This is a genomic window from Catenuloplanes niger, assembly GCF_031458255.1.
Lineage (GTDB): Bacteria > Actinomycetota > Actinomycetes > Mycobacteriales > Micromonosporaceae > Catenuloplanes > Catenuloplanes niger.
This window is the reverse complement of the sequence record NZ_JAVDYC010000001.1, coordinates 1,970,870-1,997,842: the sequence shown is the minus strand read 5'-3', so window position 1 is coordinate 1,997,842 and position 26,973 is coordinate 1,970,870. Positions and strand designations below refer to the sequence as shown.

General features: G+C 70.8%; 17 protein-coding genes, 1 tRNA gene and 3 pseudogenes. 13 read left to right on the top strand and 8 right to left on the bottom strand.

The window, feature by feature from the left end:
* Positions 1-210: 210 nt before the first annotated feature.
* Positions 211-3,003, top strand: a complete 2,793-nt coding sequence (locus tag J2S44_RS08635; RefSeq protein ID WP_310410519.1) for a glycoside hydrolase family 3 C-terminal domain-containing protein — start codon at positions 211-213, stop codon at positions 3,001-3,003.
* Positions 2,996-4,138, top strand: a complete 1,143-nt coding sequence (locus J2S44_RS08630; protein ID WP_310410517.1) for a LacI family DNA-binding transcriptional regulator — start codon at positions 2,996-2,998, stop codon at positions 4,136-4,138. Before J2S44_RS08635 ends, J2S44_RS08630 begins: the two co-directional genes overlap by 8 nt.
* A 250-nt stretch (positions 4,139-4,388) precedes the next feature.
* Here the strand turns inward: J2S44_RS08630 and J2S44_RS08625 are convergent, their stop codons facing one another.
* The 3 genes from J2S44_RS08625 to J2S44_RS08615 all read right to left on the bottom strand — a co-directional run bounded on the left by J2S44_RS08625 (position 4,389) and on the right by J2S44_RS08615 (position 7,727).
* Entirely contained in the window at positions 4,389-6,488 is a 2,100-nt protein-coding gene (locus tag J2S44_RS08625; RefSeq protein WP_310410516.1) for a glycosyl hydrolase family 95 catalytic domain-containing protein, read from the bottom strand.
* A 363-nt stretch (positions 6,489-6,851) separates the two neighbouring features.
* Positions 6,852-7,607 carry a transcriptional regulator gene (locus tag J2S44_RS08620; RefSeq protein ID WP_310410514.1) on the bottom strand — a complete coding sequence of 252 codons (756 nt, stop codon included), beginning with the start codon at positions 7,605-7,607 and terminating at the stop codon, positions 6,852-6,854.
* Positions 7,608-7,644: 37 nt separating this feature from the next.
* Positions 7,645-7,727, bottom strand: a tRNA-Leu gene (locus tag J2S44_RS08615).
* 131 nt (positions 7,728-7,858) lie between these two features.
* On the opposite strand from J2S44_RS08615, the gene J2S44_RS08610 reads away from it, so the two are divergent.
* The 8 genes and pseudogenes from J2S44_RS08610 to J2S44_RS08575 all read left to right on the top strand — a co-directional run bounded on the left by J2S44_RS08610 (position 7,859) and on the right by J2S44_RS08575 (position 14,602).
* A complete protein-coding gene (locus J2S44_RS08610; RefSeq protein ID WP_370879381.1) occupies positions 7,859-8,449 on the top strand; it encodes an ANTAR domain-containing response regulator in 591 nt (196 codons plus the stop codon).
* A gap of 384 nt (positions 8,450-8,833) precedes the next feature.
* Entirely contained in the window at positions 8,834-9,874 is a 1,041-nt protein-coding gene (locus J2S44_RS08605) for a branched-chain amino acid ABC transporter permease (protein WP_310410512.1), read from the top strand.
* A 12-nt stretch (positions 9,875-9,886) separates the two neighbouring features.
* Positions 9,887-10,879 (top strand): branched-chain amino acid ABC transporter permease, encoded by a 993-nt coding sequence (locus tag J2S44_RS08600; RefSeq protein ID WP_310410510.1) that lies wholly within the window; start codon positions 9,887-9,889, stop codon positions 10,877-10,879.
* A complete protein-coding gene (locus J2S44_RS08595; RefSeq protein WP_310410508.1) occupies positions 10,869-11,813 on the top strand; it encodes an ABC transporter ATP-binding protein in 945 nt (314 codons plus the stop codon). The genes J2S44_RS08600 and J2S44_RS08595 overlap by 11 nt, the downstream gene beginning before the upstream one ends.
* Positions 11,810-12,622 (top strand): ABC transporter ATP-binding protein, encoded by an 813-nt coding sequence (locus tag J2S44_RS08590; protein ID WP_310410506.1) that lies wholly within the window; start codon positions 11,810-11,812, stop codon positions 12,620-12,622. Before J2S44_RS08595 ends, J2S44_RS08590 begins: the two co-directional genes overlap by 4 nt.
* A gap of 257 nt (positions 12,623-12,879) precedes the next feature.
* A pseudogene (locus tag J2S44_RS42870) lies at positions 12,880-13,068 on the top strand (IS110 family transposase); the annotation flags it as partial.
* A gap of 57 nt (positions 13,069-13,125) precedes the next feature.
* Positions 13,126-14,141: pseudogene (locus J2S44_RS42865) on the top strand (transposase); the annotation flags it as partial.
* A gap of 218 nt (positions 14,142-14,359) precedes the next feature.
* Entirely contained in the window at positions 14,360-14,602 is a 243-nt protein-coding gene (locus J2S44_RS08575; protein WP_488193092.1) for an immunity protein TriTu family protein, read from the top strand.
* A 116-nt stretch (positions 14,603-14,718) separates the two neighbouring features.
* Here J2S44_RS08575 and J2S44_RS08570 read toward each other — a convergent pair whose 3' ends face one another.
* The gene (locus tag J2S44_RS08570) at positions 14,719-16,002 is read right to left on the bottom strand and encodes an IS256 family transposase (protein ID WP_374727795.1); all 1,284 of its coding nucleotides are present in this window, start codon (positions 16,000-16,002) and stop codon (positions 14,719-14,721) included.
* Positions 16,003-16,768: 766 nt separating this feature from the next.
* Positions 16,769-18,028, bottom strand: a complete 1,260-nt coding sequence (locus J2S44_RS08565; protein ID WP_310410503.1) for an ABC transporter substrate-binding protein — start codon at positions 18,026-18,028, stop codon at positions 16,769-16,771.
* 250 nt (positions 18,029-18,278) lie between these two features.
* Here J2S44_RS08565 and polA point away from each other — a divergent pair, with 250 nt between their 5' ends.
* Positions 18,279-20,987: a DNA polymerase I gene (polA, locus tag J2S44_RS08560; protein WP_310410501.1), complete on the top strand. Its 2,709-nt coding sequence runs from the start codon at positions 18,279-18,281 to the stop codon at positions 20,985-20,987.
* Positions 20,988-20,992: 5 nt separating this feature from the next.
* Here the strand turns inward: polA and J2S44_RS08555 are convergent, their stop codons facing one another.
* Together J2S44_RS08555 and J2S44_RS08550 are read right to left on the bottom strand one after the other, a co-directional pair.
* Positions 20,993-21,205 carry a hypervirulence associated TUDOR domain-containing protein gene (locus J2S44_RS08555; RefSeq protein ID WP_310410499.1) on the bottom strand — a complete coding sequence of 71 codons (213 nt, stop codon included), beginning with the start codon at positions 21,203-21,205 and terminating at the stop codon, positions 20,993-20,995.
* 252 nt (positions 21,206-21,457) lie between these two features.
* Positions 21,458-22,276 (bottom strand): class I SAM-dependent methyltransferase, encoded by an 819-nt coding sequence (locus J2S44_RS08550; RefSeq protein ID WP_310429532.1) that lies wholly within the window; start codon positions 22,274-22,276, stop codon positions 21,458-21,460.
* A gap of 332 nt (positions 22,277-22,608) precedes the next feature.
* Here J2S44_RS08550 and rpsA point away from each other — a divergent pair, with 332 nt between their 5' ends.
* Complete coding sequence (rpsA, locus tag J2S44_RS08545; RefSeq protein ID WP_307238552.1) at positions 22,609-24,123, top strand: 30S ribosomal protein S1; 1,515 nt, start codon at positions 22,609-22,611, stop codon at positions 24,121-24,123.
* A gap of 80 nt (positions 24,124-24,203) precedes the next feature.
* Positions 24,204-24,785, top strand: a pseudogene (gene coaE, locus J2S44_RS08540) (dephospho-CoA kinase); the annotation flags it as partial.
* A gap of 629 nt (positions 24,786-25,414) precedes the next feature.
* Here coaE and J2S44_RS08535 read toward each other — a convergent pair.
* Positions 25,415-26,899 carry a hypothetical protein gene (locus J2S44_RS08535; RefSeq protein ID WP_310410497.1) on the bottom strand — a complete coding sequence of 495 codons (1,485 nt, stop codon included), beginning with the start codon at positions 26,897-26,899 and terminating at the stop codon, positions 25,415-25,417.
* Between the last annotated feature and the right edge of the window lie 74 nt (positions 26,900-26,973).

Below are 26,973 nucleotides of genomic sequence, written 5' to 3'. Positions count from 1 at the left end.
AGCGGTTCCATCGACGCATGCGACGACATCGAATCGATGCTTCTCACCCCTTGACCGGGCCTGGCCGGGGGTGCAAACCTCAGGTTGCTCCGGGCGTAACACGCTGGAAACCGTGTGACCTCGGAGCTTTTCTCGAACGTTCGTCGAAGCGCTTCGAGGAACCTCTCGCGCTCCCACCAGAGCTGTACGGCGCAGTCAAAGGATGACCCCGTGAGCGAACTTCAGCGCACCGACTTCCGCGACCCCGAGCAAGCGCTTTCCTCCCGGGTCGAGGACCTGCTCGGCCGACTCACCCTCGCGGAGAAGGTCGCGCTGCTGCATCAGTACCAGGCAGCGGTGCCGCGCCTCGGCGTGGAACGGTTCCGGACCGGCCAGGAAGCGCTGCACGGCGTCGCCTGGCTCGGGCCGGCCACCGTGTTCCCGCAGGCGATCGGCCTCGCCAGCAGCTGGGACCCGGACCTGGTCCGCCGGGTCGGCGCCGCGGTCGGCGACGAGGTGCGCGGCCACCACCACAAGGACCCGGAACGCGCCGGGCTCAACGTGTGGGCGCCGGTGGTCAACCCGCTGCGCGACCCCCGCTGGGGCCGCAACGAGGAAGGCTACGCCGAGGACCCGTGGCTGACCGGCGTGATGGGCACCGCCTACGCCCAGGGCCTGCGCGGCGACCACCCGTTCTACCTGCGCACCGCGCCCACGCTCAAACACTTCCTCGGCTACAACAACGAGACCGACCGGGCGCTGACGTCCAGCAACCTGCCGCCGCGCGTCCTGCACGACTACGAGCTGCCCGCGTTCCGGGCACCGCTCGACGCCGGCGCCGCGGTCGCGGTGATGGCCTCCTACAACCTGGTCAACGGCGTGCCCGCGCACCTCAGCCCGCTGATCGCGGAGGAACTGGCGGACGTGCTGGTGGTCGGCGACGCGGCCGCGGTCTCCAACATCGCCCGCGACCAGCGCGTGCTGCCCGACCACGTCGAGGGATTCGCGGCCGCGCTGCGGGCCGGCGTGGACTGCATGACCGAGGACGGCGACGACTCCGGGCCGACGCTGCGGCACCTGACCGAGGCGCTGGACCGCGGCCTGATCGACGAGTCGCACGTGGACGCCGCCGCCCGCCGCATCCTGACCGTGCGGTTCCGGCTCGGCGAGTTCGACCCGCCGGAGCGCAACCCGTACGCGGCGACCACCGCGGACGCGATCAACTGCGCCGCTCACCAGGCCCTCGCCCGCGAGGCCGCGCGCGCCTCCGTGGTGCTGCTGAGGAACGACTGCGGGCCGCTCCTGCCGCTGACCGCCGGCGCCCGGGTCGCGGTGATCGGCCCGCTCGGCGACACCGTGCACGAGGACTGGTACTCCGGCAGCCTGCCCTACCAGGTCACGCCGTACCGGGCGATCGCCGGGCGCGGGCCGGCCACGTTCACCGAGGGCGTCGACCGGATCGCCGTGCAGACCCCGCGCGGGTACGTGTCCGGGCCGGACGACGGCCCACTGCGCGGCGACGCGGACACCCCCGGCCACTACGACGTGCTCGACTACGGGTACGGCGTGATCGCGCTCCGCGCCGTCGCGAACGGGCGGTTCACCGCGGTGTCCGAACCCGGCGGGCCGCTCGTCGCCGACCAGCCCGGCCCGAACGGCTGGGAGGTCCACGAGACGTTCGACACCGCGGACGCCGGCGACGGACGGCTGCACCTGCGGCACCGGCAGACCGGCCGGTGGATCGCGCTCGGCGACGACGGGCTGCTGCGCGCGTCCGCGACGACCGCCGCGGACGCGGTACCGCTCACCGTCGACCTGATCCTCGACGGCACCGGTGCCGCGGTGGCCGCCGCCGCGGACGCGGACGTGGCCGTGGTCGTGCTCGGCAACCACCCCATGGTCAACGGCCGGGAGACCGAGGACCGGCCCGGCCTCGGCCTGCCCGCGTCCGCGGAGTCGCTGCTGCGCGCCGTGCACGCCGCCAACCCACGCACCGTGCTCGCGCTGACCAGCAGCTACCCGTACGCGATCGACGCGACCGGCGTCCCCGCGGTGCTCTGGTCCGCGCACGGCGGCCAGGAACACGGCACCGCGCTCGCCGACGTGCTCTTCGGCGCGGACACCGACGGGCACCCGGTCGACGCGGCCGGACGGCTCACCCAGACCTGGTACCGGTCCGAGGCGGAACTGCCGGACCCGCTCGACTACGACATCGTCGCCACCGACGCCACCTACCTCTACTACCGGGGCACACCGCTGTTCCCGTTCGGGCACGGGCTCAGCTACACCCGGTTCACCTACCGGGACCTGCGGCTCAACGCGACCACGATCGGCCCGGACGGCACCGTCGAGGTGTCCGCCGAGGTCACCAACGCCGGGGACCGCGCCGGCGTGGAGGTCGTGCAGCTCTACACGCACCAGCAGCGCTCCCGGGTCAAACAGCCGCTGCGAGCACTGCGCGGCTTCGCCCGGATCCGCCTCCAACCCGGCGAGAGCACCCGCGTCACGCTGCCCCTGCGCGCGGCCGACCTGGCGTTCTGGGACGTCACCCGCGGCCGGCCGGTGATCGAGGCGGCCCGGCACACCGTCGCGATCGGACGGTCCAGCGCCGACCTCGCGCTGACCACCACGCTCACCGTGCGCGGCGAACGGATCCCGGACCGCGACCCGTCCGCGCCGCTGCGCGCCGTGGACAACGACGACTACGACGGCGTGCTGCCCACGCACCACGACATGCTCACCGCCACCCGCGCGGACGCCTGGGCCGCGTTCGAACACGTCCACTTCCGGGACCAGGCGTGGGTACGGGTCCGCGGCACCGGCCCGGGCACGGTCACGCTGCGGCTCGACGACCCGGCCGGGCCGGTGCTGGCCACCGTCGAACTGCCCGCCCCGCTCGGCGAGGTGACCGCGCCGGTGCCACCGGTGGGTGGTGTACGCGACCTGTTCCTCGTCTACGGCGGCGCGGGCATTACGGTGAGCGATATGACGTTCACGGTGACCGGGAGGGGCGGCGGTGGCTGAGGTCTCCGTACCCGCACAGGGCGGCCCGTCCGACGAGGACCGGCCGGCACCCGGGCGGCGCACCACCGGCCGCCGCGCCGCCGGGAAACGACCGGACATGGTCACCATCACCGACGTGGCCAAGCACGCCGGCGTCGCGGTCAGCACCGTGTCCTACGTGCTCAGCGGCAAACGCGCGATCTCCGCGATCACCCGGGAGCGCGTCCTGGCCAGCATCCGCACGCTCGGGTACCACCCGCACGCCGGCGCCCGCGCGCTCGCCAGCCGCCGCTCCAACGTGATCGCGCTGGTCCTGCCGCTGCGCACCGGCATGCACCTGCCGGTCCTCATGCAGTTCGCCACCGCGGTCGTCACCACCGCCCGGCAGTACGACCACGACGTCCTGCTGGTCACCGCGGACGAGGGACCGCACGGGCTGCGCCGGATCGCCGCGTCCGCCATGGTCGACGGCATCGTGCTGATGGACGTGGAGATGCGCGACCCGCGCGTACCGCTGCTGCACGACCTGGAACGGCCCAGCGTGCTGATCGGCTTCCCGGCCGACGCGGGCGGGCTCACCTGCGTCGACCTGGACTTCTACCGGGCCGGCGCCGCGTGCGTGGAACACCTGGTCGCGCTCGGCCACCGATCGCTGGCACTGCTCGGCGCGCCCGCGGTCGTCTACGAACGCGACACCGGATACGCCCGGCGCACCCGCTCCGGCTTCCTGGAGACCGCCCGGCGCCACGGCGCGGCCGCGATCGCGCAGCCGTGCGAGGAGACCTACCCGGCGGTCCGCGACGGGCTCGCCCGGCTGCTCGCCGAACGCCCCGACCTGACCGGCCTGGTCGTGCACAACGAGGCCGCGGTCGCGCACGTGCTCGCCGCGCTCCCGGCGCTCGGCCGGCGCGTGCCCCGCGACATGTCCGTGGTCGCGATCTGCCCGGACGAACTGGCGGAGCGCTCCGACCCGGCGCTGTCCTCGGTGCTGATACCGGCCGAGGAGGTCGGCCGGCAGGCGGTGTCGCTGCTGATCAGCAAGGTCGAGGGCGAGCCGGTCCCGGACGCCACGCTGCTCGACCCGCGCCTGACCGCCCGCGCCAGCACCGCCTCCGCCCGCCCGGCGATCTCCCTCTCGGCCGGCCTCGACGGCTGACCGGCCGAGAGGGAGATCGGGTTCTCGGGCTTGCGACGCGTGGCGTGCAGGGAGGCCGGCCAACGGCCGACCGGTGCCCGCGGGAGCATGCGGAACCGGAGTCGCCGGAAGCGGGAAGATCGGCCCCTGGAGGTCGGTCCGGTCGCGACAGCGATCGGGGCGCCGGCTGGCCGACGCCCCGATCCCACGTGGACGCCCCCACCATGGCGCGCCACGCCCGGCTAATTTTTCCGTGTGTCCAAACTAAGTGTCAACACTTCACGAGCGTTTCCGTGCCGGGAAATAAATCGACCTGTACGGATGTGTTGTTCGGCAGGCCGACGACCGTCCGCACCCGGCGCGGAGCGGTCAGCGTCGCCTCCAGACCGGCCGGGGACCAGGACATCCGGACGATCCGGACCGGGCCGCGAGCCAGCAGCCCGGACACCGCACCACGCGGCCAGGCCGCCGGCAGCGCCGGCAACAGATCCACCCGCCCCCCGCCGGACCGGACCAGCATCGACGCGACCAGCGCCGGCAACGCACCCGCGACGTCCACGTTGAAAATCTCGCCGCGGTTGTGCGTCGGCACCAGCGACGGCCGGAAATAGCGACCGGCCAGCCGGGTCAGCGCACCGTACGCCTCCGCCGCCAGACCCAGCCGGGCCGCGGCGATGCCGAGCTGCGCCAGACCGTAGGCCATCTCGTCCGCCTCCTGCCCGTCCCACCACGCCAGCCGCGCGCGGATCGCCCGCGCCGCCGCCGCCCGCACCGCCGGATCACCGAACGCGGGATCACCGCCGTACCAGAGCGGATACAGATGACTCGCATGCCGGTGCCCCGGCGCGTCCGCCAGACCCGGATCCACCCACTCGGCCAGCAGACCGTCCGCGTCGACCCGGTACGCCGGCAGCGCCGCCAGCAGCGACCGCCAGCGCGCCGCCCGCGGATCCGCCGGCGCGAACCGCAGCAGATCCCGGAGCAGGCCGGCCGTCGCGGCGACGTCCATCGTCGCGTCCACGCACGCCTGCGAACCCGTGTTCGACGGCGCGTTCTCCGGCGAGTACGACGGGGCGAACCGCGCCCGGCCGTCCGTCACCGTGACGAAACCCAGGTGGAAGTCCGCGACCTCGGCCAGGAACGGCACCGCCCGCTCCCGCAGGAACACCTCGTCGCCGGTGTGCTCGTAGAACTCGGCGAACAACCGCGCCAGCCACGCCGCACCCGCGGTCCAGAACGTCTGGCACCAGCGCGGGCCGAAATGGTTCACCAGCGCGTGCGAGCTCTGATGCACCGGCGCCAGCAGGCCGTCCACGCCGTACAGGCGGCGCGCGTTCACCCGCATGTCCGGCCGCCGGTCCTCCGCCATCCGCAGCACCGGCTCCAGCAGCTCCGGCGTGTCCGTCGGCGCGAACCCCGCGACCGCGGCCGGCAGATTCCCGTCCAGCGTGTACGCGCTGCGCCACGGCGGCCGGTAACCGCCGCTCCACACGCCCTGCAACGTCGGCGGCAACTCACCCGACGCGGAGATCGCCGCATACCGGCACGCGTTCACCAGCGTCTCCGTCCGATCGCCGGACAAATCAAGACGAAACCGGTGATACAACTCCCCGTGCACCGCGACGTGCACGGCCAGCAACTCCTCGAAACCCCGCACCGGCCACGGGGGTACGGCGGAGCCGGCGATCACGGTGCGCGCCAGCAACAGCAGGCCGCCGGCGTCGCGGGACACCCGGCACTCCACCCGGTACCCGGCGAGCGCACCCGGCCAGTCCGCGGCCGGGAAGGTCGCGACCAGCGACAGGCCGTCGACCGTGGTGCGCACCGGGCACTCCGGGACGCCGTCGACCGGGGCGATCGCCAGCGCACCGTCCGCGCCCGACACCCGGAACACGACCACGTCGTCGGCCCGGGACACGAACGCCGCACACACCACGTCACCCCAGGACTGGGTGACCACCCCGGTCGCGAAGTCGGTGCTCCGCGCGTACCCCACCGCACCGGCCGCCGGCGGACCGCCGCCGTCGCCGGTCGTCGTCGCCGGGGTGAAGGTGATAGTGGCGGCGCCGACCAGCGGGTCGACCCAGCGCACGTCCGCGTAACCCGGTTCCGTCGCGGCCGCGTGCGCGCAGACCCGGTCCGCGGCCGCCGCGAACCGGCGCTCCGCCAGCAACCCGCGCAACTCCGGCAGGATCGCGGCCGTGTCCGGCGGCGGCAGCGGCTCGGCGACCGGCAGGAACAAGCGCTCGTGCGACAGCGTCAGATGGATCGCGTCCGGCCCGCCCCAGAACAGCAGCCCCTGCCGGCCGTTCCCGGAGATCATCGCGTGTTCCCACTCGCGCGCCGGGGAGTGATCCGTGTGAAGATCCATTTACTCACTGTGGCGGCGCGTAAGGCCAGCGTCAATCATCGATATGTTCGCCGCGAATCAACCGGTGGCGACCGGACGTGCGGAAATGAACGCGGAATGCGAATTGCCGCTCAGTGGAGGGCGCATCGGAGCCGGTGGAGGCGGGCACCTGCCTCCACCGGCTCCGTCGGTGCGTTGAGGCACCGGAGCGCCGCCTGGCGCGACCCGTGGCGGTCGTGCCGAGCGGGGGAAAGTCTCTGGCCGCGGGTGGTTCGTGCGGCGACATGAAGAACCTTACGCGCTCGTTCCCGGGCCGCGGGTGACGCAGGGATGAAGATCATGTTTCCAAGCGCTTCGTCCGAGTGATCCCGATCTCACCCGATTTCACGACTTGGCTCCCACGAACCCGTCCAACCGCAGTACGGACGCCCGTTTGGCCACCGAAAGTGTATTCCGCCGACTCATCCGCCACTCCACGCCGAGCCGATCGAGTGACCGTCGGCACAGGTCCATTATGTGGGCGGACTCATTGGTGAACATGTATCGCGGATACGAATATGTGCGTCCCCTCACGGTGACCCGGTTGTCGAACCGGCACCCGTCGGAGTGGATCAGCCCGCGCACGAACGGCTCGGCGTGCTCGCCGACGATCGGCTCCTGCCAGTCGGCCAGCTCTATCGGCCGCTCGTGCTTGTGCCCGGGGCCGTGCTGGGGGAAGAGGCAGGGCCAGTGGTTCCAGAGCGCGCTGACCGCGGTGCACCCGATCTTCGCCCGGTGGTGGACCGAGCGGGCGCCGCACGAGCGCATCGCGGCGTCGACCTCCGCGATGATGCCCGGGTACCGGTTGTCGCAGGAGACCGCCAGCAGCACGGTCCGCCGGGCGCGCACGATGTGGCCGTCGCCGAGGTACTGCCCGAGCAGGTAGGCGTAGGCGGCGGGCGCATCCGGCGGCCGGCGCGGATCCGCACATCGCGGGCAGCGGTCGTCCGGTTGCCGCTCGCGACGCTTGCGAGCGCGCTCGCCGTACAGCCAGTTACCGACGGTGCGCGGGGGAAGGCCGAGTGTCCGCCAGATCAGCCGGAACGGCACACCGTCGGCGTGCATGGCGATCGCCCGGTCACGCAGCTCGGGAGGATGCATCGACACATCGTCGACCCTGCGTATGACAGTTTGTGAGTGCCGAGGGCGGGACTCGAACCCGCACACTCTTTCGAGCGGAGCATTTTGAGTGCCCTGTGTCTACCGTTCCACCACCCCGGCGTCACGCGGCATGTAAAACCTCGTTACGCCGCGCTGAGCAAACCTAGCGTACCCACTACGCTGTTGGCGACGGCACCCGACCGGCCGGGTGTCGGGTTCCAGGAACGTTGGGGGTTGTTCGCGTGGCCGACATGCAGGCGGGTTCGGAGCGTCGTCGGGTGCTGATCGCCGAGGACGAGGCGCTCATCCGGCTCGATCTCGCCGAGATGCTGGTCGAGGAGGGTTACGAGGTCGTCGGTGAGGCCGGCGACGGTGAGACGGCCGTGCGCCTGGCCGGCGAGCTGAAGCCCGACCTGGTCATCCTGGACATCAAGATGCCGATCATGGATGGGCTGGCCGCGGCGGAGCGCATCGCCGGCGACCGGATCGCGCCGATCATCATCCTGACCGCGTTCAGCCAGCGTGACCTGGTGGAGCGTGCCCGTGCCGCCGGCGCGATGGCGTACCTGGTGAAGCCGTTCCAGAAGTCGGACCTGGTGCCGGCGATCGAGATCGCGCTGTCCCGGTACTCGGAGATCGCCGCGCTGGAGTCCGAGGTCGCGGGCCTGTCGGACCGGTTGGAGACGCGGAAGGTGGTCGAGCGCGCGAAGGGCACGCTGATGGCCACGTACGGGATGACCGAGCCGCAGGCGTTCAAGTGGATCCAGCGGACCGCGATGGATCACCGGATGACGATGAAAGAGGTCGCGGAGCGCATCCTCGCGGAGACTCCGAGCGCCTGACCAGGCCGTCTCTCGTTGCTTTTTGTTAAACGCCGATAACTGATTGATAACACGGCGTTGAGGGGCTGTGACGCGGGCTATGATCCGCCAGTCCTGAGGTGACACACCGTCAGGACCCGCGTCAGAGACTTTCGAGGAGCACCGTTGCGTAGAGCCGTGATCATGTTCACGGCCCTCCTGGGTTCCCTGTTCTTCGCTCTCGGTGTGAACGCCACAAGCGCTTACGCCGCCGAGGGTGAGGGTCTGCAGGGGTCGTTGAGCAATCAGAACCAGCCGCTGGCTGGTGTCCGGATCAACGTCACTCAGGATGGCCAGCCGGCCGGATCGGCCGTGTCGGGAGCGGACGGGAAGTGGACTCTTTCCGTACCGCCGGGGTCATATGAGGTGGTCCTCGACGAGAGTTCGCTCCCGGAGGGAGTCGGCCTCCAGGGGACCCTCGGCCCGAACCGCACCCTCGAGGTGTACGAGGGCCAGATGCGGAACGTGCTGTATCCGCTCGGCCCGGTCGGTGCGAACGCGCCGCCGGCAGAGGTGGCGCCGACCATCTGGGACCGCCTGCCGAACCTGGTGTACACCGGCGTGCACATCGGCCTGATCCTGGCGCTGGGCGCGCTGGGCGTCTCGCTGATCTTCGGCACGATGGGCCTGACCAACTTCGCGCACGGTGAGCTGATCACGTTCGGTGCGCTGATGGGCTTCCTGTTCAACGTGACGATCGGGCTGCCGCTGTGGCTGTCGCTGATCCTCGCGGTGGTGGTCGGTGGTGCGTTCGGCTGGTTGCAGGACAGGTTCTTCTGGGGCTGGCTGCGCCGGCGGCGTACCGGTCTGATCGGCATGATGATCGTGTCGATCGGTCTGGCGATGGTGCTGCGGTACGTCTTCCTGTTCCAGTTCCGCGGTGGCACGCAGCAGTACCGGGAGTACGCGGCGCAGCCGGGTATCGAGATCGGTCCGCTGCTGATCGCGCCGAAGAACCTGATCATGGACGTGGTGGCGATCCTGGTGCTGGTCGCGGTGTCGTTCGCGCTGCTGAAGACGCGTCTGGGCAAGGCGACGCGCGCGGTGTCGACGAACCCGTCGCTGGCGGCCGCGTCCGGCATCGACGTCGACAAGATCATTCGACTGATCTGGACGATCGGCAGCGCGCTGGCCGCGCTGGCCGGCGTGATGCTCGGTATGTTCCAGGGCCTGAACTTCCAGATGGGCTTCCAGATCCTGCTGCTGGTCTTCGCGGCGGTGACGCTGGGCGGTCTGGGCACGGCGTTCGGTGCGTTGCTCGGCAGCATGGTGGTCGGCATCGTCACGCAGGTCTCCACGCTGTGGGTGCCGACCGAGCTGAAGAACGTCGGTGCGCTGGCTGCGCTGATCATCATCCTGCTCATCCGGCCGCAGGGCATCCTGGGCCGCCGCGAGCGGATCGGTTAAGGGGGCCGCGCCATGAACTGGGAACTGATCTTCCAGGTCTCCGTCGAGTCGATCATCGGCTCCACCGCGATCATCTACGCACTGGCCGCGATCGGCCTGAACGTGCACTTCGGCTACACCGGTCTGCTGAACTTCGGCCAGTCCGCGTTCCTCGGCGTCGCGGCCTACGGTCTGGCGATGTCGGTGGCCACGTACGGTCTGCCGTTCTGGGCCGGCATCGCCGTCGGCCTGGTCGGCGCGGTGGTGCTGGCGCTGCTGCTGGGCATCCCGACGCTCCGGCTGCGCGCCGACTACCTGGCGATCGTCACGATCGCGGCGGCGGAGATCATCCGCCTGCTGTTCCGCTCGGTGAGCCTGAGCGAGTGGACCGGCGGTTCGGACGGTCTGCAGCGCTTCTCCGACGGTTTCTACGACATGAACCCGTACAGCGCGGGCATCAACCTCGGCGGTCTGATCACCTTCGACTCCCGCGAGATGTGGGTGCTGACGGTCGGCTGGCTCCTGGTGGCGATCTCCTGCCTCATCGTCTGGCTGCTGATGCGCAGCCCGTGGGGCCGGGTGCTGAAGGCGATCCGGGAGGACGAGGACGCGGTCCGCAGCCTCGGCAAGGACGTGTTCTCGTACAAGATCCAGTCGCTGATCCTGGGTGGCGTGCTCGGCTCGCTCGGCGGTTTCATGTTCGCGGTCAGCCGCGCGGCCGTGCAGCCGGACACGTACGGCACCGAGTTCACGTTCTTCGCGTACACCATCCTGATCCTGGGTGGCGCGGCTCGCGTCTTCGGCCCGGTGGTCGGCTCGATGATCTTCTGGTTCCTGATCGTCTTCGTGGACGCGATGCTGATCGAGCTGATCAACGTCGGCGCGATCTCCTCGTCGATCATGGACACCACCCAGGCCGGATCGGTGCGGTACATCCTGGTCGGCCTCGGCCTGATGGCCCTGCTGATCTTCCGTCCGCAGGGAATCTTCGGCGACAAGAAGGAGGTCATGCTCGATGCCCGCTGAGACGCTCCCGTCGCTGGCCGACGTCCCCCGCGAGCCGGGGGCCAAGAAGCCGGACCCGATCCTGGTCGCGGACGGCGTCGTGCGCCGCTTCGGCGGCCTGACCGCGGTCAACGTGCAGCACGTCGAGATCCCGCGCGGCCGGATCACGGCCTTGATCGGCCCGAACGGCGCCGGCAAGACCACGTTCTTCAACCTGCTGACCGGCTTCGACAAGCCCGACGAGGGCTCGTGGACGTTCAACGGCAAGCAGCTCGGCGGCGTGGCCGCGCACCGGGTGGCCCGGCTCGGCATGGTCCGCACGTTCCAGCTCACCAAGGCGCTCAACCGCCTCACGGTGATGGACAACATGCTGCTCGGCGCGACCGGTCAGAAGGGTGAGAACTTCTTCCGGGCGCTGATCCCGGCGATCTGGCGCAGCCAGGAGAAGGAGATCATCGCCCGGGCCGAGGAGCTGCTGGTCCGGTTCAAGCTGGACGCGAAGCGCAACGACTTCGCGGGCAGCCTCTCCGGCGGCCAGCGCAAGCTGCTGGAGATGGCCCGGGCGCTGATGGTCCGGCCGGACATGGTGATGCTCGACGAGCCGATGGCCGGCGTGAACCCGGCGCTGACGCAGTCGCTGCTCGGCCACGTCAAGGCGCTGCGCGAGGACGGCATGACCGTGCTGTTCGTCGAGCACGACATGGACATGGTCCGGGACATCAGCGACTGGGTGATCGTGATGGGCCAGGGCGCGGTGATCGCCGAGGGCACGCCGGACGAGGTCATGGCGGACCCGCGGGTCATCGACGCGTACCTGGGCAGCCAGCACGACGAGCCCGGCGCGGACACCCCGGTCGCCGAGGCCCCCGCCGCGTCGCAGCCCGCGGCTACCGTTGCGGACACGGCCGACGGCACACCCGCCGCCGACAAGCCGGCCGGGGAGGAGAAGGCATGACGGACAAGGTCACCCAGGCCGAGGCGCTCGCCGACGACACCGCCGGTGTGCACGTCGTCGACCGCACCGAGCACGTCGCCGCGGCCGAGGGCGCGCTGGTGCGCTGCGACGAGCTGCTGGCCGGCTACCTGCCGGGCGTGAACATCCTCAACGGCGCCGACCTGTACGCCAAGCAGGGCGAGCTGGTCGGCATCATCGGCCCGAACGGCGCCGGCAAGTCGACGCTGCTGAAGGCGCTGTTCGGCCTGGTCAACATCCGGTCCGGCACGGTCACGCTGGACGGGCAGAACATCACCAACCTGAAGGCGCACGACCTGGTCGCCCGCGGCATCGGTTTCGTGCCGCAGACGAACAACGTCTTCGGAACGCTCACCATCGAGGAGAACCTCGAGATGGGCACGTTCCTGCGCCCGAAGAAGTTCAAGGAGCGCTTCGACTTCGTCACCGGCCTCTTCCCGACCCTGGGCACCCGCCGCAAGCAGCGCGCGGGTTCGCTCTCCGGCGGCGAGCGGCAGATGGTGGCGATGGGCCGGGCGCTGATGATGGAGCCCAGCGTCCTGCTGCTCGACGAGCCCTCCGCGGGCCTGTCCCCGGCCATGCAGGACGAGGTGTTCCGCCGCACCAAGCAGATCAACGCCACCGGCGTCACGGTCATCATGGTCGAGCAGAACGCCCGCCGCTGCCTGCAGATCTGCGACCGCGGCTACGTGCTGGACCAGGGTCGCAACGCCTACACCGCGTCCGGCCAGGACCTGATGCACGACCCGAAGGTCATCGAGCTCTACCTGGGCACGCTCGCCACGGCGTAGCAAGCCCCTGAGGGCCCGGTCGCGTCGATGGCGACCGGGCCCTCAGCTTTGTGCCACCCGCGATTCCCACTTCCGGCCATCTGCGATGCAACCGCGATGTTCCCGCTTCCGGCGACTCGCTCTCCGCATGCTCCCGCGGGCACCGGTCGTCGCTGGCGCTCCTCCCTGCCGGTACCGGCGTGGCCACCCCACAACCACCCTTCCGCCCCGGTCCGGGGCGCACGGCGGGGCACCGGGACTACCAGCCGCTTCCCGGTATCGACGTCGGCAAGGACGGCCACCACGCCGTCGCCCTCAACCGCGACGGCAACCGGCCGCACGACGCGGCGCCGGCCAACCCTCGAAGTCGAGCTGCGGCAGGTCTTCGACACACTCGCCCGCCACGGCAAAGTCCTCGTCGTGGTCGACCAACCGCCTCGATCGGTGCGCCGCCCGTCGCGGCCGCCCGGCGGTGGCCAGCGGGTCGTCTAGCTGCCCGGTTCTGCGGACAGCGGGTCGTCCACCTGCCGGGTCCAGTGGGTCGTCTACCTGCCGGGTCCAGCGCGTCGTCTACCTGCCGGGTCTGTGGACAGCGGGTCGTCTACCTGCCCGGCCTGGCGATGCGTCGAATCGCTGACCTGCACCCTGGCGCGGCGAAGACCGACGCCTGCGACGCCTACGTGATCGCCGACGCGGCCCGCACCATGCCGCGCACGCGGCGCCGTCGATGTCGACGACGAAGCCCTCGCCGAACTGGAAGTCCTCGTCGGCTTCGCCGACGACCTCGCCGGCGAAGCCATCCGGCCGGCCAACCGCGTCTGCGGTCTGCTCACCCAGATCCACCCGGCGCCGGAAGGCGCCCTGAGCAGCAATATCGAGCACAAGGCCGTCCTGGCGATGCTGGCGCGGTGCGGCGGACCGGCAGGGCTGCGCAAGGCCGGGCGCCGCAAGCTGTCGATCATGTCAAGAACGCGCCGCACATGGGTGAACGCCTGGTCGACCGGATCATGACTGCGCTGGACGAGCAGACCGTCGTCGTCCCGGGCACCGCCGCGGTCGAGACGGTCGTGCTGCGGTCGAGACGGCGCTGTCGCGGTCGAGACGGTCCTGTCGCGGTCGAGACGGCGCTGCCGCGGCCGAGACGATCGTGCCGCGGTCGAGGCGGTCCTGCTGCGGTCGAGACGTTGCTGCTGCGGTCGAGACGGTCCTGCTGCGACTGGCCGACAGCCCGCGCGAGGTGCTGCACCAGCGCGATCAGGTCGCCGAGGTGGACAGGCTGCTTGACGCACCCCTTGCCGAGGTTCTGATCTCGATGCCCGGCATCGGCGTCAGGACCACCGCGCGCACCCTGCTCGAAGTCGGTGACGGTACCGCCTTCGTCATCCGGGCCACCTGGCCGCCTACGCCAGGCCGGCCCCGGTCACCCGCCGCTCGGGCAGCAGCATCCGCGGCGAACGCCCACTCGCGGCGACAACAACAGCTCAGACACGCGTTCCTCCTGACCGCGTTCGCCGCCCTGACCGACCCGGTCAACCGTGCTCGCTGCAACCGCGAACGCACTCCAGCGCAAATGCCATGACGCCGCCCTGATCCGCCTCGCGAGACGCCGCTGCGACGCCCTGTTCGCCACGCTCCGCGACAAGGCGCCCCACCGGCCACGGCCAGTTCCAGCCCTCACCATCACCATCACCATCATGATGGAACTGGACCTCGACGACTTGACCACCGCGGTGACCGCCCGAGGCGCCCAATGGCGGCATCCAGTGGCAGCTGCGTTACGGGTTGAACCCGTCCACGTCGTTTTCCTGGGTTGACTGCACCACTACCCATCATCTGGCCCAGTTGGTCGTCTGGACCAGCGGCGAAGGCGACCTGGAGGTAGGCGACACCTCCACCGGAGCCGTCGCCGTCACTCGCTACGAAGTGAGCAATGGCGCTGAACTCGCGGGCTGCCTCGACGCCCTCACCCAACGGCTGACCGACCGCACACCTCCGGCCTGACGAAGCCATCGGGACACCCCAGCCGGTCGACAGCGGCACCCGGCTGCCGGAGGACCGGAGTGCTACCCCACGGCGGGGAGTGTCAAGTTAACGGCTGATCTTGGTTGTTGAGGTGGTCAGTTGTCGGCCGGGGTGAGCCGGCCTTCGAAGGCGATCTGGAAGGCGTTCAGGGGTGCCTTCCAGCGCATGGTCCAGCGCCTTCGGCCCGCGCCGGTGGGGTCGAGGCTCATCAAGGCCATGTAGACGCACTTGAGCGCGGCCTGCTCATTCGGGAAGTGGCCGCGAGCTCGCACGGCCTTGCGGATACGGGCGTTGACCGACTCGATCGCGTTCGTGGAGCAGATGACCTTGCGGATCTCGGCGTCGAAGGCGAGGAACGGCACGAACTCGGCCCAGGCGTTTTCCCACAGCTTCACGATCGCCGGATACTTACGGCCCCACGCCTCGGCGAACTCGAGGAACCGCTCGGCCGCGGCGTCCTCGGTCGGTGCGGTGTAGACCGGCCGCAGCGCCTTGGCGATCTTGTCCCAGTCCTGGCGCGCGGCGTAGCGGAACGAGTTGCGCAGCAGGTGCACCACACACGTCTGCACGATCGTGCGAGGCCAGACGGTCTCGACCGCCTCCGGCAGGCCCTTGAGCCCGTCGCAGACGAGCATCAGCACGTCGGCGACGCCGCGGTTCTTCAGCTCGGTCAGCACGTGCAGCCAGTGCTTGGCGCCCTCACCGCCGTCACCGGCCCAGATGCCAAGGATGTCGCGGTGCCCGTCGACGGTGACCGCCATGGCGAGGTAGATCGGCCGGTTCGCGACCTGCCCATCGCGGATCTTGACGTTGATGGCATCGATGAACACGACCGGGTAGACCCGGTCCAGAGGCCGGTTCTGCCACTCCGCCATGCCGTCCATGACCTTGTCGGTGATGGTGGAGATGGTCTGCTTGGACACCTCAGCGCCGTAGACCTCGGCCAGGTGCGCGGCGATCTCGCCGTGGGTCAACCCCTTGGCCGACAACGACAACACCATGTCGTCGACGCCGGTCAGCCGCCGCTGCCGCTTACGCACGATCTGCGGCTCGAACGTGCCCGCGGCATCGCGTGGGACTCGCACCTCGACCGGCCCGACGTCGGTGAGCACGGTCTTGGTTCGGCTGCCGTTACGGGTGTTCCCGCTGCCACGACCTGCCGGGTCGTGCTTGTCGTAGCCGACGTGGTCGGTGATCTCACCGTCCAGCGCTGACTCCAGCACCCGCTTGGTCAGCTGCTGCAGCAGCCCACCCTCACCGGTCAGCTTCAGCCCGTCACCACGAGCCCGATCGACCAGCATCGCGATCAACTGCTCATCCGTGACCGCATCCGCCGGCCTGGCGGCCGGCTCCTGCCCCGAGGTGATCTCGGTCGTCATCTGGCGTCTCTCCCTTGATCGGTCGATCAGCCGTTATTTGTACAGTCCCCCACGGCGCGCACACTGCGGATGCCGCGCCTCCCGCACCTCGCCGCACCGCCGCCGGTGACGACCCGTAGTCGCATCGGCCGTCCGGGCGGGGCTCTCGCGGTGTACAGCCGGCTGATCTATGACCGATGCGAAAGGGAGGTCGGCTTCGACTGTTGACCTCCTTTTTGCATCGGTCATAGATCACTTGAGGCAGGTCGGGTCCTGCCCAGCCGGTGACGGCCAGGCGACGCCATGACGAAATCTCGGGCGCGGGGCACCCGAGACCCGCGGAATGCGGAAGGGACGCGGCCGGGCAGTGTGCGGCCGAGCGGCGTGCGGGCGGTGGCGTGCGGCCGAGCGGTGCGCGGCCGGGTGGTGTGGGGCCGAGTGGCGTGGGGCAGGGTGTTGCGGGCAGGTGGGAGCGGTGGTGGGTGGTGGTCTGTTCTGGCGGAGGCGGCGGTTCGAGCGGTGTGAATGGGGGGACGAATTTCAGAATGTGGGAGTTGGTGGTGGTCTTGCGGCCGCGGATTCGGAAGGGAGGAGCGCCGGCGACGACCGGTGCCCGCGGGAGCATGCGGAAATCGCGCCGCCGGAAGCGGGAATATCAGTCTTTGGGATGTAAAGAAAGTGGTAAATGTGTTTCGAGGATGTTTCGGCGGATCGGGGCGGTGTCGCGGAACGGGAAAGGGCCCGGCCGGAAGGCCGGGCCCTTTCAGGCGTTACGCGTGCGGCGAGATCAGATCTTGCCGGACTTGTAGTCGACGTTCGTGTACTTGTTGTCGTCGCCGTACTGGTAGATGCCGATCGTGGCCTCGGACGGGTCACCGGCGTCGTTGAACGCGATCGGACCGGAGATGCCGTCGAAGTCGAGGTCCGTGCCGGCCTTGATCAGCGCGAGGCAGGCGGCGAAGTCGGTGCACTTCGTGCCACCCTCGGAGACCGCCTTGAGGTTCGCGGCGATCGCGGCGGGAGCGTCCGAACCGGCGGCCTCGGCGGCGAGCGCGGTCAGGATCGCGGCGTCGTAGGACTCCGGCGCGTACGAGAAGTCGGCCAGCTGCGGGTCCTCCTTGAGGACCTTGTCCTTGAAGGCCTGGTTCGCGGCCGCACCCGGCAGCGTGCCCTTGGCGCCCTTGAGCGTGCCGGCCGGGAAGTTGTACTTGTTCGACAGGTTGCCGTCGACGAAGTACCACTTCTTCTTGTCCGTGGTCATCCCGGCCTCGACGAGCTTGGGGATGATCTTCTGGACCTCGTCGAAGCCGATCAGCACGATGGCGTCCGGGTTCGCGGTCTTGATCTGGTCGACCTCGGCGGAGAAGTCGGGCGCCTTCGGGTCGTAGACGGCCTCGGCGACGATCTGGCCACCGGCACCCTCGACGGCCGCGCGGGTGCTGCGGGCCAGGCCGACGCCGTAGGAGTCCTGCATGACCAGCAGGCCGACCTTGGCGTTGCCGTCCTGGATGATCAGGTCACCGAGGACGCGACCCTGCAGGGTGTCCGGCGGGGCGGTGCGGAAGTAGAGGCCCTTGTCCGCGTACGTGGTGAACTCGTCGGAGGTGTTGGCCGGCGAGAAGTGCACGACGCCCGCGCCCGTGATCTTGTCGATGACGGAGAGCGAGACGGACGAGGAGGCGGCACCGATGATGGTGTCGACGCCCTCGGCGAGCAGCTTGTTGACCGACTGGGTCGCGATGTCGGTCGAGGTGTCGCCGGAGTCGGTGTGGCTGACGGTGACCGGCTTGCCGAGCACGCCACCAGCGGCGTTGATCTCGGTGACCGCGGCGTTGACGCCCGCGATCTCCGGCGGGCCGAGGATGGCCAGCGAGCCGGTCTGCGGCAGCAGGGTGCCCAGCTTCAGCGTGCCGTCACCGACCGCGGTGGCGGCGGACGAGGTGCCGGCGTTCGGCGTTTCCTCCGCGTCGTCGGCGCACGCGGTGAGCGCAAGGCACGCGGCGCTCAGCACAGCGACGCTTCGCCATGCGAGGTTCGGGCGGATCATCCAGTCTCCTTAGGTCCAGCGTAAGGGTGCGGGTGAGCGCCCTTGCATGAACGCTGTTGCAGCCACAAATTAATGACCACACCGCCAGTTCACCAGGCCTTGTAACACGCTGGTACAAGGCTGTTGTGTAGTCGTGACAATCCGAGATCGATTGCCGAGGGTGACGAACCCCCATGATCGCGTATTACCGCGGGTCGGGGGATGTGGCGCGCCCGAAACTTGTCGGAGGGGACGACTAGAGTCCTGAGACGTGAATGCTGCGGTTGCTGAGAAGTCCCGGTTGTTGCTGCTCGACGGTCACTCGCTGGCGTATCGGGCGTTCTTCGCCCTCCCGGTGGAGAACTTCTCGACGTCGACGGGGCAGGCGACCAACGCGGTCTACGGCTTCACCTCGATGCTGATCAACGTGCTGCGCGACGAGAAGCCGACGCACATCGCGGTCGCGTTCGACGTCTCCCGCCGCTCGTTCCGCACCGAGATCTACCCGGAGTACAAGGGCGGGCGCTCGGAGAGCCCGAAGGAGTTCGGCGGCCAGGTGAGCCTGGTCAAGGAGGTGCTGGCGGCGCTGCGCATCCCGTTCGTCGAGCTGGCCAACTACGAGGCCGACGACCTGATCGCCACGCTCACCACCCAGGCCCGCGCCGCGGGCATGGAGGTGCTGATCTGCACCGGTGACCGCGACTCGTTCCAGCTCGTCGGCGACGGCGTCACCGTGCTCTACCCGCGCAAGGGCGTCTCCGACCTGGCCCGGATGGACGCGGCCGCGGTGACCGAGAAGTACGGTGTCGGCCCGGAGCACTACCGGCACCTGGCCGCGCTGGTCGGCGACAGCAGCGACAACCTGCCCGGCATCCCCGGCGTCGGCCCGAAGACGGCCGCGAAGTGGATCACGCAGTACGGCGGGCTGGACGGCGTCGTCGCGCACGCCGACGCGATCAAGGGCAAGGCCGGCGACAGCCTGCGCGAGCGCCTGTCCGACGTGATCCGCAACTTCGACATGAACAAGCTCGTCCGCGACCTGGAGATCACGCTGACGCCGGAGGGTGCGCGCTGGCACGGGTGGGACCGGGAGGCCGTCCACCAGGTCTTCGACGCGCTCCAGTTCCGGGTGCTCCGCGACCGGCTCTACCAGTACCTCGACGCGGTGGAGCCGGAGGCCGAGGCCGGGTTCGACCTGGACGGCACGGTGCTCGGCGCCGGCGAGGTCGCGCCCTGGCTGGCCACGCACACCAACGGTGCCGAGGTCGGCGTGGCGGTCGCCGGCACGTTCGGCCGCGGCACCGGCGTGCTGACCGGCGTCGCGCTGGCCACCGCGGACGGGCCGGCCGCCTGGTTCGACCCGGCCGCGCTGGACGCGGCGGACGAGTCGGCGGTCGCGGCGTGGCTGGCCGACCCGGAGCGGCGCAAGGTGCTGCACGACAGCAAGCCGGCCCGGCTCGCGTTCGCCGAGCACGGCTGGACGCTGGCCGGCGTCACCCACGACACCGCGCTCGCCGCCTACCTGGCCCGGCCGGACCAGCGCTCCTACGACCTGGCCGACCTGGCCGTGCGCTACCTGCAGCGGGAGCTGCGGGTGGACGCGCCGGAGTCCGGTCAGCTGACGCTGGACGGGCTCGGCGGCGCGGAGCCCGCGATCGAGCAGAACCTGATGCTCCGCGCCCGCGCCACGCTGGACCTGGCCGCCGCGCTCGACTCCGAGCTCGACCGGGACGCGGCGTCCGGGGAGGGCCCGTCCCGCCGGCTGCTGGCCGAGGTGGAGCTGCCGCTGGCCGAGGTGCTGGCCGTGATGGAGCGCACCGGCATCGCCGCCGACACCGACTACCTCTCGGAGCTCGAGTCCGAGTTCGCGGCCGGGGTGAAGGGCGCGGCCCAGGCGGCGTACGAGGTGATCGGCCGCGAGTTCAACCTGGGCTCGCCGAAGCAGCTGCAGGAGATCCTGTTCGGCGAGCTGAACCTGCCGAAGACGAAGCGGATCAAGACGGGCTACACCACGGACGCGGACGCGCTGCAGAGTCTGTACGCGCAGACCGAGCACCCGCTGCTGGCCCACCTGCTGCGGCACCGGGACGTGGCGAAGCTGAAGACGACGGTGGACGGCCTGCTCAAGTCCGTCTCCGACGACGGGCGCATCCACACGACGTACTTCCAGACCGTCGCCGCGACCGGCCGCCTGTCGTCCACCGACCCGAACCTGCAGAACATCCCGATCCGCACCGAGGAGGGCCGGCGGATCCGGCGGGCGTTCGTGGTCGGCGCCGGCTATGAGACGCTGCTGACCGCGGACTACAGCCAGATCGAGATGCGGATCATGGCGCACCTCTCCGGTGACCGGGCGCTGATCGACGCGTTCAACTCCGGCGCCGACTTCCACGCGGCCACCGCGTCGAACGTGTTCGCCGTCCCGATAACCGAGGTCACCGCGGACCAGCGCCGCAAGATCAAGGCGATGAACTACGGCCTGGCGTACGGGTTGAGCGCGTTCGGCCTGTCCAACCAGCTCAGCATCTCCACCGAGGAGGCGCGCGGGCTGATGGACGAGTACTTCTCCCGGTTCGGCGGCGTCCGCGACTACCTCAACTCCGTGGTCGCCGAGGCGCGCCAGCAGGGCTACACCGAGACGATCCTGGGCCGCCGCCGTTACCTGCCGGACCTGGTCAGCGACAACCGGCAGCGCCGCGAGATGGCCGAGCGGATGGCGCTCAACGCCCCCATCCAGGGCTCCGCCGCGGACATCATCAAGGTCGCGATGCTGCACGTCGACACCGCGCTCCGGGAGGCCGGGCTGCGCTCCCGCATGCTGCTGCAGGTGCACGACGAGCTGGTCCTGGAGGCGGCCGAGGGGGAGCGGGAGCAGCTGGAGGAGCTGGTCCGCCGAGAGATGGGCAACGCACACGCGCTGTCCGTCCCGCTGGAGGTCTCCGTCGGCGCCGGCCGCGACTGGCACACCGCCGACCACTAGGACCGTTATTCGGGGTGCAGGGCGCCGGGCTTGTGCACGGCGTCCTTTCCCGTCTTGTCGCTGGTCACCCGGTACTGCGGTTCGTCCTTCGACGCGGCCACGGTCCGGCCGGCGGTCTTCGTCCGCGAGGTGATCTTCTCCCGGACGGTGCCGTGCACGGTCTCGCCGTGCGACTTCCAGCTGACCTTCCGCCCCTTGCGCAAACTCTTTCCTGCCATGACCAGGCCTTACCCGGCGGGAACGGCGCCTAACGACCGCGGCGGGACTTCCGGGTGAGCTCCTCCAGCGGCAGACGGATGTCGAACGGCTGCTCGACCTCGATCATGCTGTCCGTGTCCGACACGAGCTCGTCGTCGCGAGAACCGGGCCGGCCGCTCGGGTCGCGCAGCTGATGGACGTACGTCCGGCTGCGGCCGCGGGTCCGATCGGCTCAGCGCTCACCCGGAGAGGCCTACGGCGTACCGGCTAGATCATGTGGTCTCCGGTCTGCGGGTGACGAAGATGGCGGTGCCCGGGAAGAGGCGGCCGCGCAGCGGTGACCACTGGCCCCAGATGCCCTCGTGGCCGTCCGGCCACTCCGGCTCGATCAGGTCGCGGAGCACGAAGCCGGCGGCGACCAGTTCGCGGATCCGGTCCCCGAGCGTGCGGTGCTGCTCGACGTAGGTCGGCTCGCCGTCGACGTTCTCCTCGACGTACGGGCGGCGGTCGAAGTACGAGTGGACCGCGCGCAGCCCGCCCTCGCCCGGGTCGTCCAGGAAGATCCAGCGCATCGGGTGGGTGACGCTGAACACCCACCGGCCGCCGGGGCGCAGCACCCGGAACACCTCGCGGTGCGCGGCGGCGGAGTCGGCGACGAACGGGATCGCGCCGAACGCGGTGCAGACGACGTCGAACGTGCCGTCGGCGAACGGCAGCGCGAGCGCGTCCGCCTGGACCAGCGGCACGTCGATGCCAGTGCGCGCGTTGCCGGCGGCGGCGTGCCGGAGCATGCCGGCGGACAGGTCGAGCGCGACCGCGGACGCGCCCTGCGCGGCGAGCCACCGCGCGCCGGCGGCGGCACCGGCGCCGAGCTCCAGGACGCGGCGGCCCGCCACGTCACCGAGCAGCCGGGCGTCGGCCTCGCGCAGCCCCTCGGGGCACCAGACGAAGTCGGCGTCGCCCAGGAACGCGCCGTGTTCGGCCTGGTAGTCGTCCGCGTCGATGTCCCACCAGTGGCGGCTCGCCCGGCGGCTCTCGTCGTCGGTCACGTCCCGGCGGGTCACCTCGGTGCCGATCTCAACGCCGTCCATGGGTTCGCTCACCAGCGGAGGCTACCGGGGGACTGTGACGGGAGTGACATCCGGGACCAACTAGGGCGTTTGGCGACCAAATCGCAGCCCATCTCGGTTGACCTGCCGGGAGGCCTTGCACGCTGTGGTAATGCACAGGGTAAGCTAGTCGATGCGCTCGCGGATCGTGTGCCTCGGCAGGGAGCAGGTCCGCGGTCGGCTTGATTCAGTCGCCCCGCTGCAGCATGATCCGCCAGCTTTCATGTCTACTCCGGGTGTCCGCACTGTGCCCGCCGACAGGCCGTGAGTGCAAGCACCAGTCGCGACACCATCCGTTCGGAGCAACTGTCCACATGACGAGCAGCATCGAGGCCACCTCGAGCGCCAACAAGGTCACCATCGACGACCTCGGCAGCGAGGAGGCATTCCTCGCCGCGATCGATGAGACCATCAAGTACTTCAACGACGGCGACATTGTCGAAGGCACCGTCGTTAAGGTCGACCGGGATGAAGTCCTGCTCGACATCGGCTACAAGACCGAGGGCGTCATCCCCTCGCGCGAGCTGTCGATCAAGCACGACGTGGACCCCGCGGAAGTGGTGTCGGTCGGTGACCACATCGAGGCCCTCGTTCTCCAGAAGGAGGACAAGGAGGGTCGTCTGATCCTCTCGAAGAAGCGGGCGCAGTACGAGCGCGCCTGGGGCACCATCGAGAAGATCAAGGACGAGGACGGCGTCGTTCGCGGCTCCGTCATCGAGGTGGTCAAGGGCGGCCTGATCCTCGACATCGGGCTCCGGGGCTTCCTCCCGGCCTCCCTGGTCGAGATGCGGCGCGTTCGCGACCTCCAGCCCTACGTGGGCCGCGAGCTGGAAGCGAAGATCATAGAGCTGGACAAGAACCGCAACAACGTGGTTCTTTCCCGCCGCGCCTGGCTCGAGCAGACCCAGTCCGAGGTGCGCACCGAGTTCCTCAACAAGCTGCAGAAGGGACAGGTCCGCAAGGGCGTCGTCTCTTCGATCGTCAACTTCGGTGCCTTCGTGGACCTGGGTGGCGTCGACGGCCTGGTGCACGTCTCGGAGCTCTCCTGGAAGCACATCGACCACCCGTCCGAGGTCGTCGAGGTCGGCCAGGAGGTCGAGGTCGAGGTCCTGGACGTCGACCTGGACCGCGAGCGCGTCTCCCTGTCGCTGAAGGCGACGCAGGAGGACCCGTGGCGTCAGTTCGCCCGGACCCACGCGATCCAGCAGATCGTGCCGGGTAAGGTCACCAAGCTCGTTCCGTTCGGTGCGTTCGTGCGCGTCGACGACGGCATCGAGGGCCTGGTCCACATCTCCGAGCTGGCCGAGCGCCACGTGGAGATCCCGGAGCAGGTCGTCCAGGTCGGCTCGGACGTCATGGTCAAGGTCATCGACATCGACCTCGAGCGTCGCCGCATCTCGCTGTCGCTGAAGCAGGCCAACGAGGGCTTCGTCGAGGGCGAGGAGCACTTCGACCCGACCCTCTACGGCATGGCCGCGACGTACGACAACGAGGGCAACTACATCTACCCGGAGGGCTTCGACCCGGAGACCGGCGAGTGGATGGAAGGTTTCGACAAGCAGCGCGAGACCTGGGAGACACAGTACGCCGAGGCGCGGCAGCGCTGGGAGGCCCACACCAAGCAGGTCGTGGCCGCCCGCACCGCCGACACCGAGGCCGCCGCGAACGCGGCTGCCGGCGTCAGCACCTCCACCCCGGCGGCCGGGGGCGCGACCAGCTCGTCGTCGTCCTCCTCGTCCTCGCCGCGTCAGGCCGAGGAGCCGGCGGGCACGCTGGCCACCGACGAGGCGCTCGCCGCTCTGCGCGAGAAGCTCGCCGGCGGCAAGTAAGCCCCAGGTAAGGCAGTAGGGAAGCCCCGGTCGCGGACGCGCGACCGGGGCTTCCCTCATGCCGGGCTAAGATCGCGGCCATGCTCTCCGTGGGTCTGACCGGCGGCATCGGGGCGGGCAAGTCCGCCGTCTCCGCCCGCCTCGCCGAGCTCGGCGCGATCGTGATCGACTCCGACGTGCTGGCCCGCGAGGTCGTCGCACCCGGCACCGAAGGACTGGCCGAGCTGGTCGCCGCGTTCGGCGACGGCATCCTGGCCCCGGACGGCGCACTCGACCGCCCCGCGCTCGGCGCGCTGGTCTTCGGCGACGACGCGGCCCGCCGCCGCCTGGAGTCGATCATCCATCCCCGGGTCCGGGCCCGCAGCGCCGAACTGGCCGAGGCCGCACCGGACGACGCGATCGTGGTCCATGACGTACCGCTGCTGGTCGAGTCCGGGCTCGCCCCGCTGTACCAGCTGGTCGTGGTGGTCGAAACGCCCGAGCCGATCCGGATCGCGCGCCTGACCCGCGACCGCGGCATGACCGAGGACGCGGCACGCGCCCGGATCGCCGCCCAGGCCACCGACGCGCAGCGGCGCGAGGTCGCGGACGTGGTGCTCAGCAACGCGGGCACCCGCGAGGACCTGATCACGGCGGTCGACGCGCTCTGGGAACGCCTCCTGCGCCGGCGGGGGTGACGGCCCGGCAGATCACAATCTTCGGGCCTTTCGTCCCGCTTCCGGCGTGGTCGCGTTCCGAGTGCTCCCGCGGGCACCGGTCGTCGCCGGCGCTCCTCCCTGCACGTCCCGCGGGCGGCCGGCCAAAACCCGCACCGGCGGGCCAAAACCCGCACCGGCGGGCCAAAACCCGCACCGGCGGCGACTCCGCCGCTGTCTCTCCGCGTCCGGTGGCGAGTGCATCGCTGCTGCTTCGCGCGCGGTGGCGAGTCCGTCGCTGCTTCTGCGCGCGCGGCGGCGAGTTCGTCGCCGTTCCTTCGCAGACGGGCGGCCGGGCCGCATCCGCTGCCGGGCCGCGTCGCCGGGGCGGGAACGGTGTGCGTGCGGCGCGGTAGGCGTGGCCGGGCGCAGGGGGTGAACGCCGTTCCGGGGCGGAACGCCACGCGCGTGGTGGGACGTCGGCGGCCGGGGAGTCGCGGTTCGCCCCGGCCGCCCACGGCACCGGCTGCGACGCCGGGTGCGGAGCAGAGCGCCGGCGGAGCCGGAGCACACGGCGGCTTTGCCCGCGGGAGCACTCGGAACGCGGCTACCCGGGAAGCGGGAAGATCAGAAATGTGGTCCCGCGGGCGGGGCGCCTACCCGGACCTCGGCAGACGTGGCAGGTCGGGGACGTTCTCGTCCGGCGTGAGGTCCAGCTGGGCGTAGCCGGCCGCGCGGGTCAGCAGCTCGACCCGGCGCAGCACGCCGTCCGTGCCGACCCAGTAGCGCATCCGCGCGCGGCCCGGCGCCACGTCGCCCTCCGCCGCCTTCGGGATCTCGAACACGCCGACGGCCTCGCCGTTCACCGTGTCGTCGCGCAGGTGCCGGGCCGAGTCGCGGACCACGGACGGCTTCCCGCGTCCCGGGCCGCCGAGCGCCATCGCCTCGGTGAGCAGCAGGTCGAGGTCGAAGCCGCCCATCTCGTCGGAGCGTTCCGCCCACGGCGTGGACGTCCACTCGCCGCGCGGCGCCGTCAGTGGCGGCAGCTGCCAGCCGGCCGTCTCGGGCGGCACCGGCCGGGTGGCCACCGCGGCCGACGTGGCGATCATCAGCTCGTCCGGCGTCCCGCCGCCGGGCGTGCGGAGCAGCAGGTACGCGCGGGTGCGCTCCCAGTCCAGCCAGCCCTCACCGCGGCGCAGCGTGCCGTCCCGCGACGGCAGCGTCACCGAGATCCGGCCGCCGCCCGCGCGCAGGTCCGCGACCCGCAGGCCGGCGAGCTGGCGCGCCTCGTCCGCGGTCACCGCCCGGGGTGCGATCGGCGCGCCGCCGAACGCGGCCACCGCACCGAACGCGATCGCCTCGCCGCGCCGCAGGTCGATCTCGACCGGCAGGTCACCGGGCAGCGTGGCCGCCATCCGCCGCAGGTCACCGTCGCGGCCGAGCCAGTAGCGGACCGCGCCGCCCATGTCGGCCAGACGCGCGGGAGCGGGCGCCGTGGACGGGGACGCGGGCGGGACCGCGGGGCCGAGGAACACGTCCACCACGTCGCCGCCGTCGGTGTCCGTGCTGAGCCAGCGGGCGTCGCTGCCGCGCAGCGTGTCCGCGGAGTCCGGCCGGGTCGCGGACGCTCCGAAGAGGAGGTTGAGCAACGCGTCCACGGACGTGGCGGCCGAGTTGCCCGGCGCGCCGGCGGCCGCGGCCCGGACCCGCCAGTCACCGGCCGGGGGGTCGGTCGGCGGCGGCCCGGCCGAGGCCCGGCCCGCGCCCGCGCCACCGTCCGTGCTCGTGCTGCCCGGCTCGGTCATCGTGGCGACCAGCCCCGGAACGCCCTGCACCAGCGCGGACGCGGTCCCCGGCCGGGTGACGCGCAGGTAGGCCAGCTGCCGTCGCCAGTCGACCCAGCCCTCCGCGCGCAGCTGGTCGCCGCCGATCGTGGCGGTCACCCCGGCCGCACCGTCCGTGTGGTTGCGCACCCGCATGCCGGCCAGCCGGTCCGCCTCCGCCGCGGACAGCGGCCGCGCGGCCGGGCCGTCGCCGGTGGGCGCGCACGAGGCGAGGCCGCCGAGGAGCCCGGCCGCGGCGCTGCCGAGCAGGCCGATCAGGGACGCGAGCGCGATCGCACGCCGTTTGCTGGAAGTCACGGAGGTTGAAACGAGCGACGCACCCTCTGGGCGCGCTCGCGGCGACCGGTCTGCGCCGTTGGCGCCACCGCACG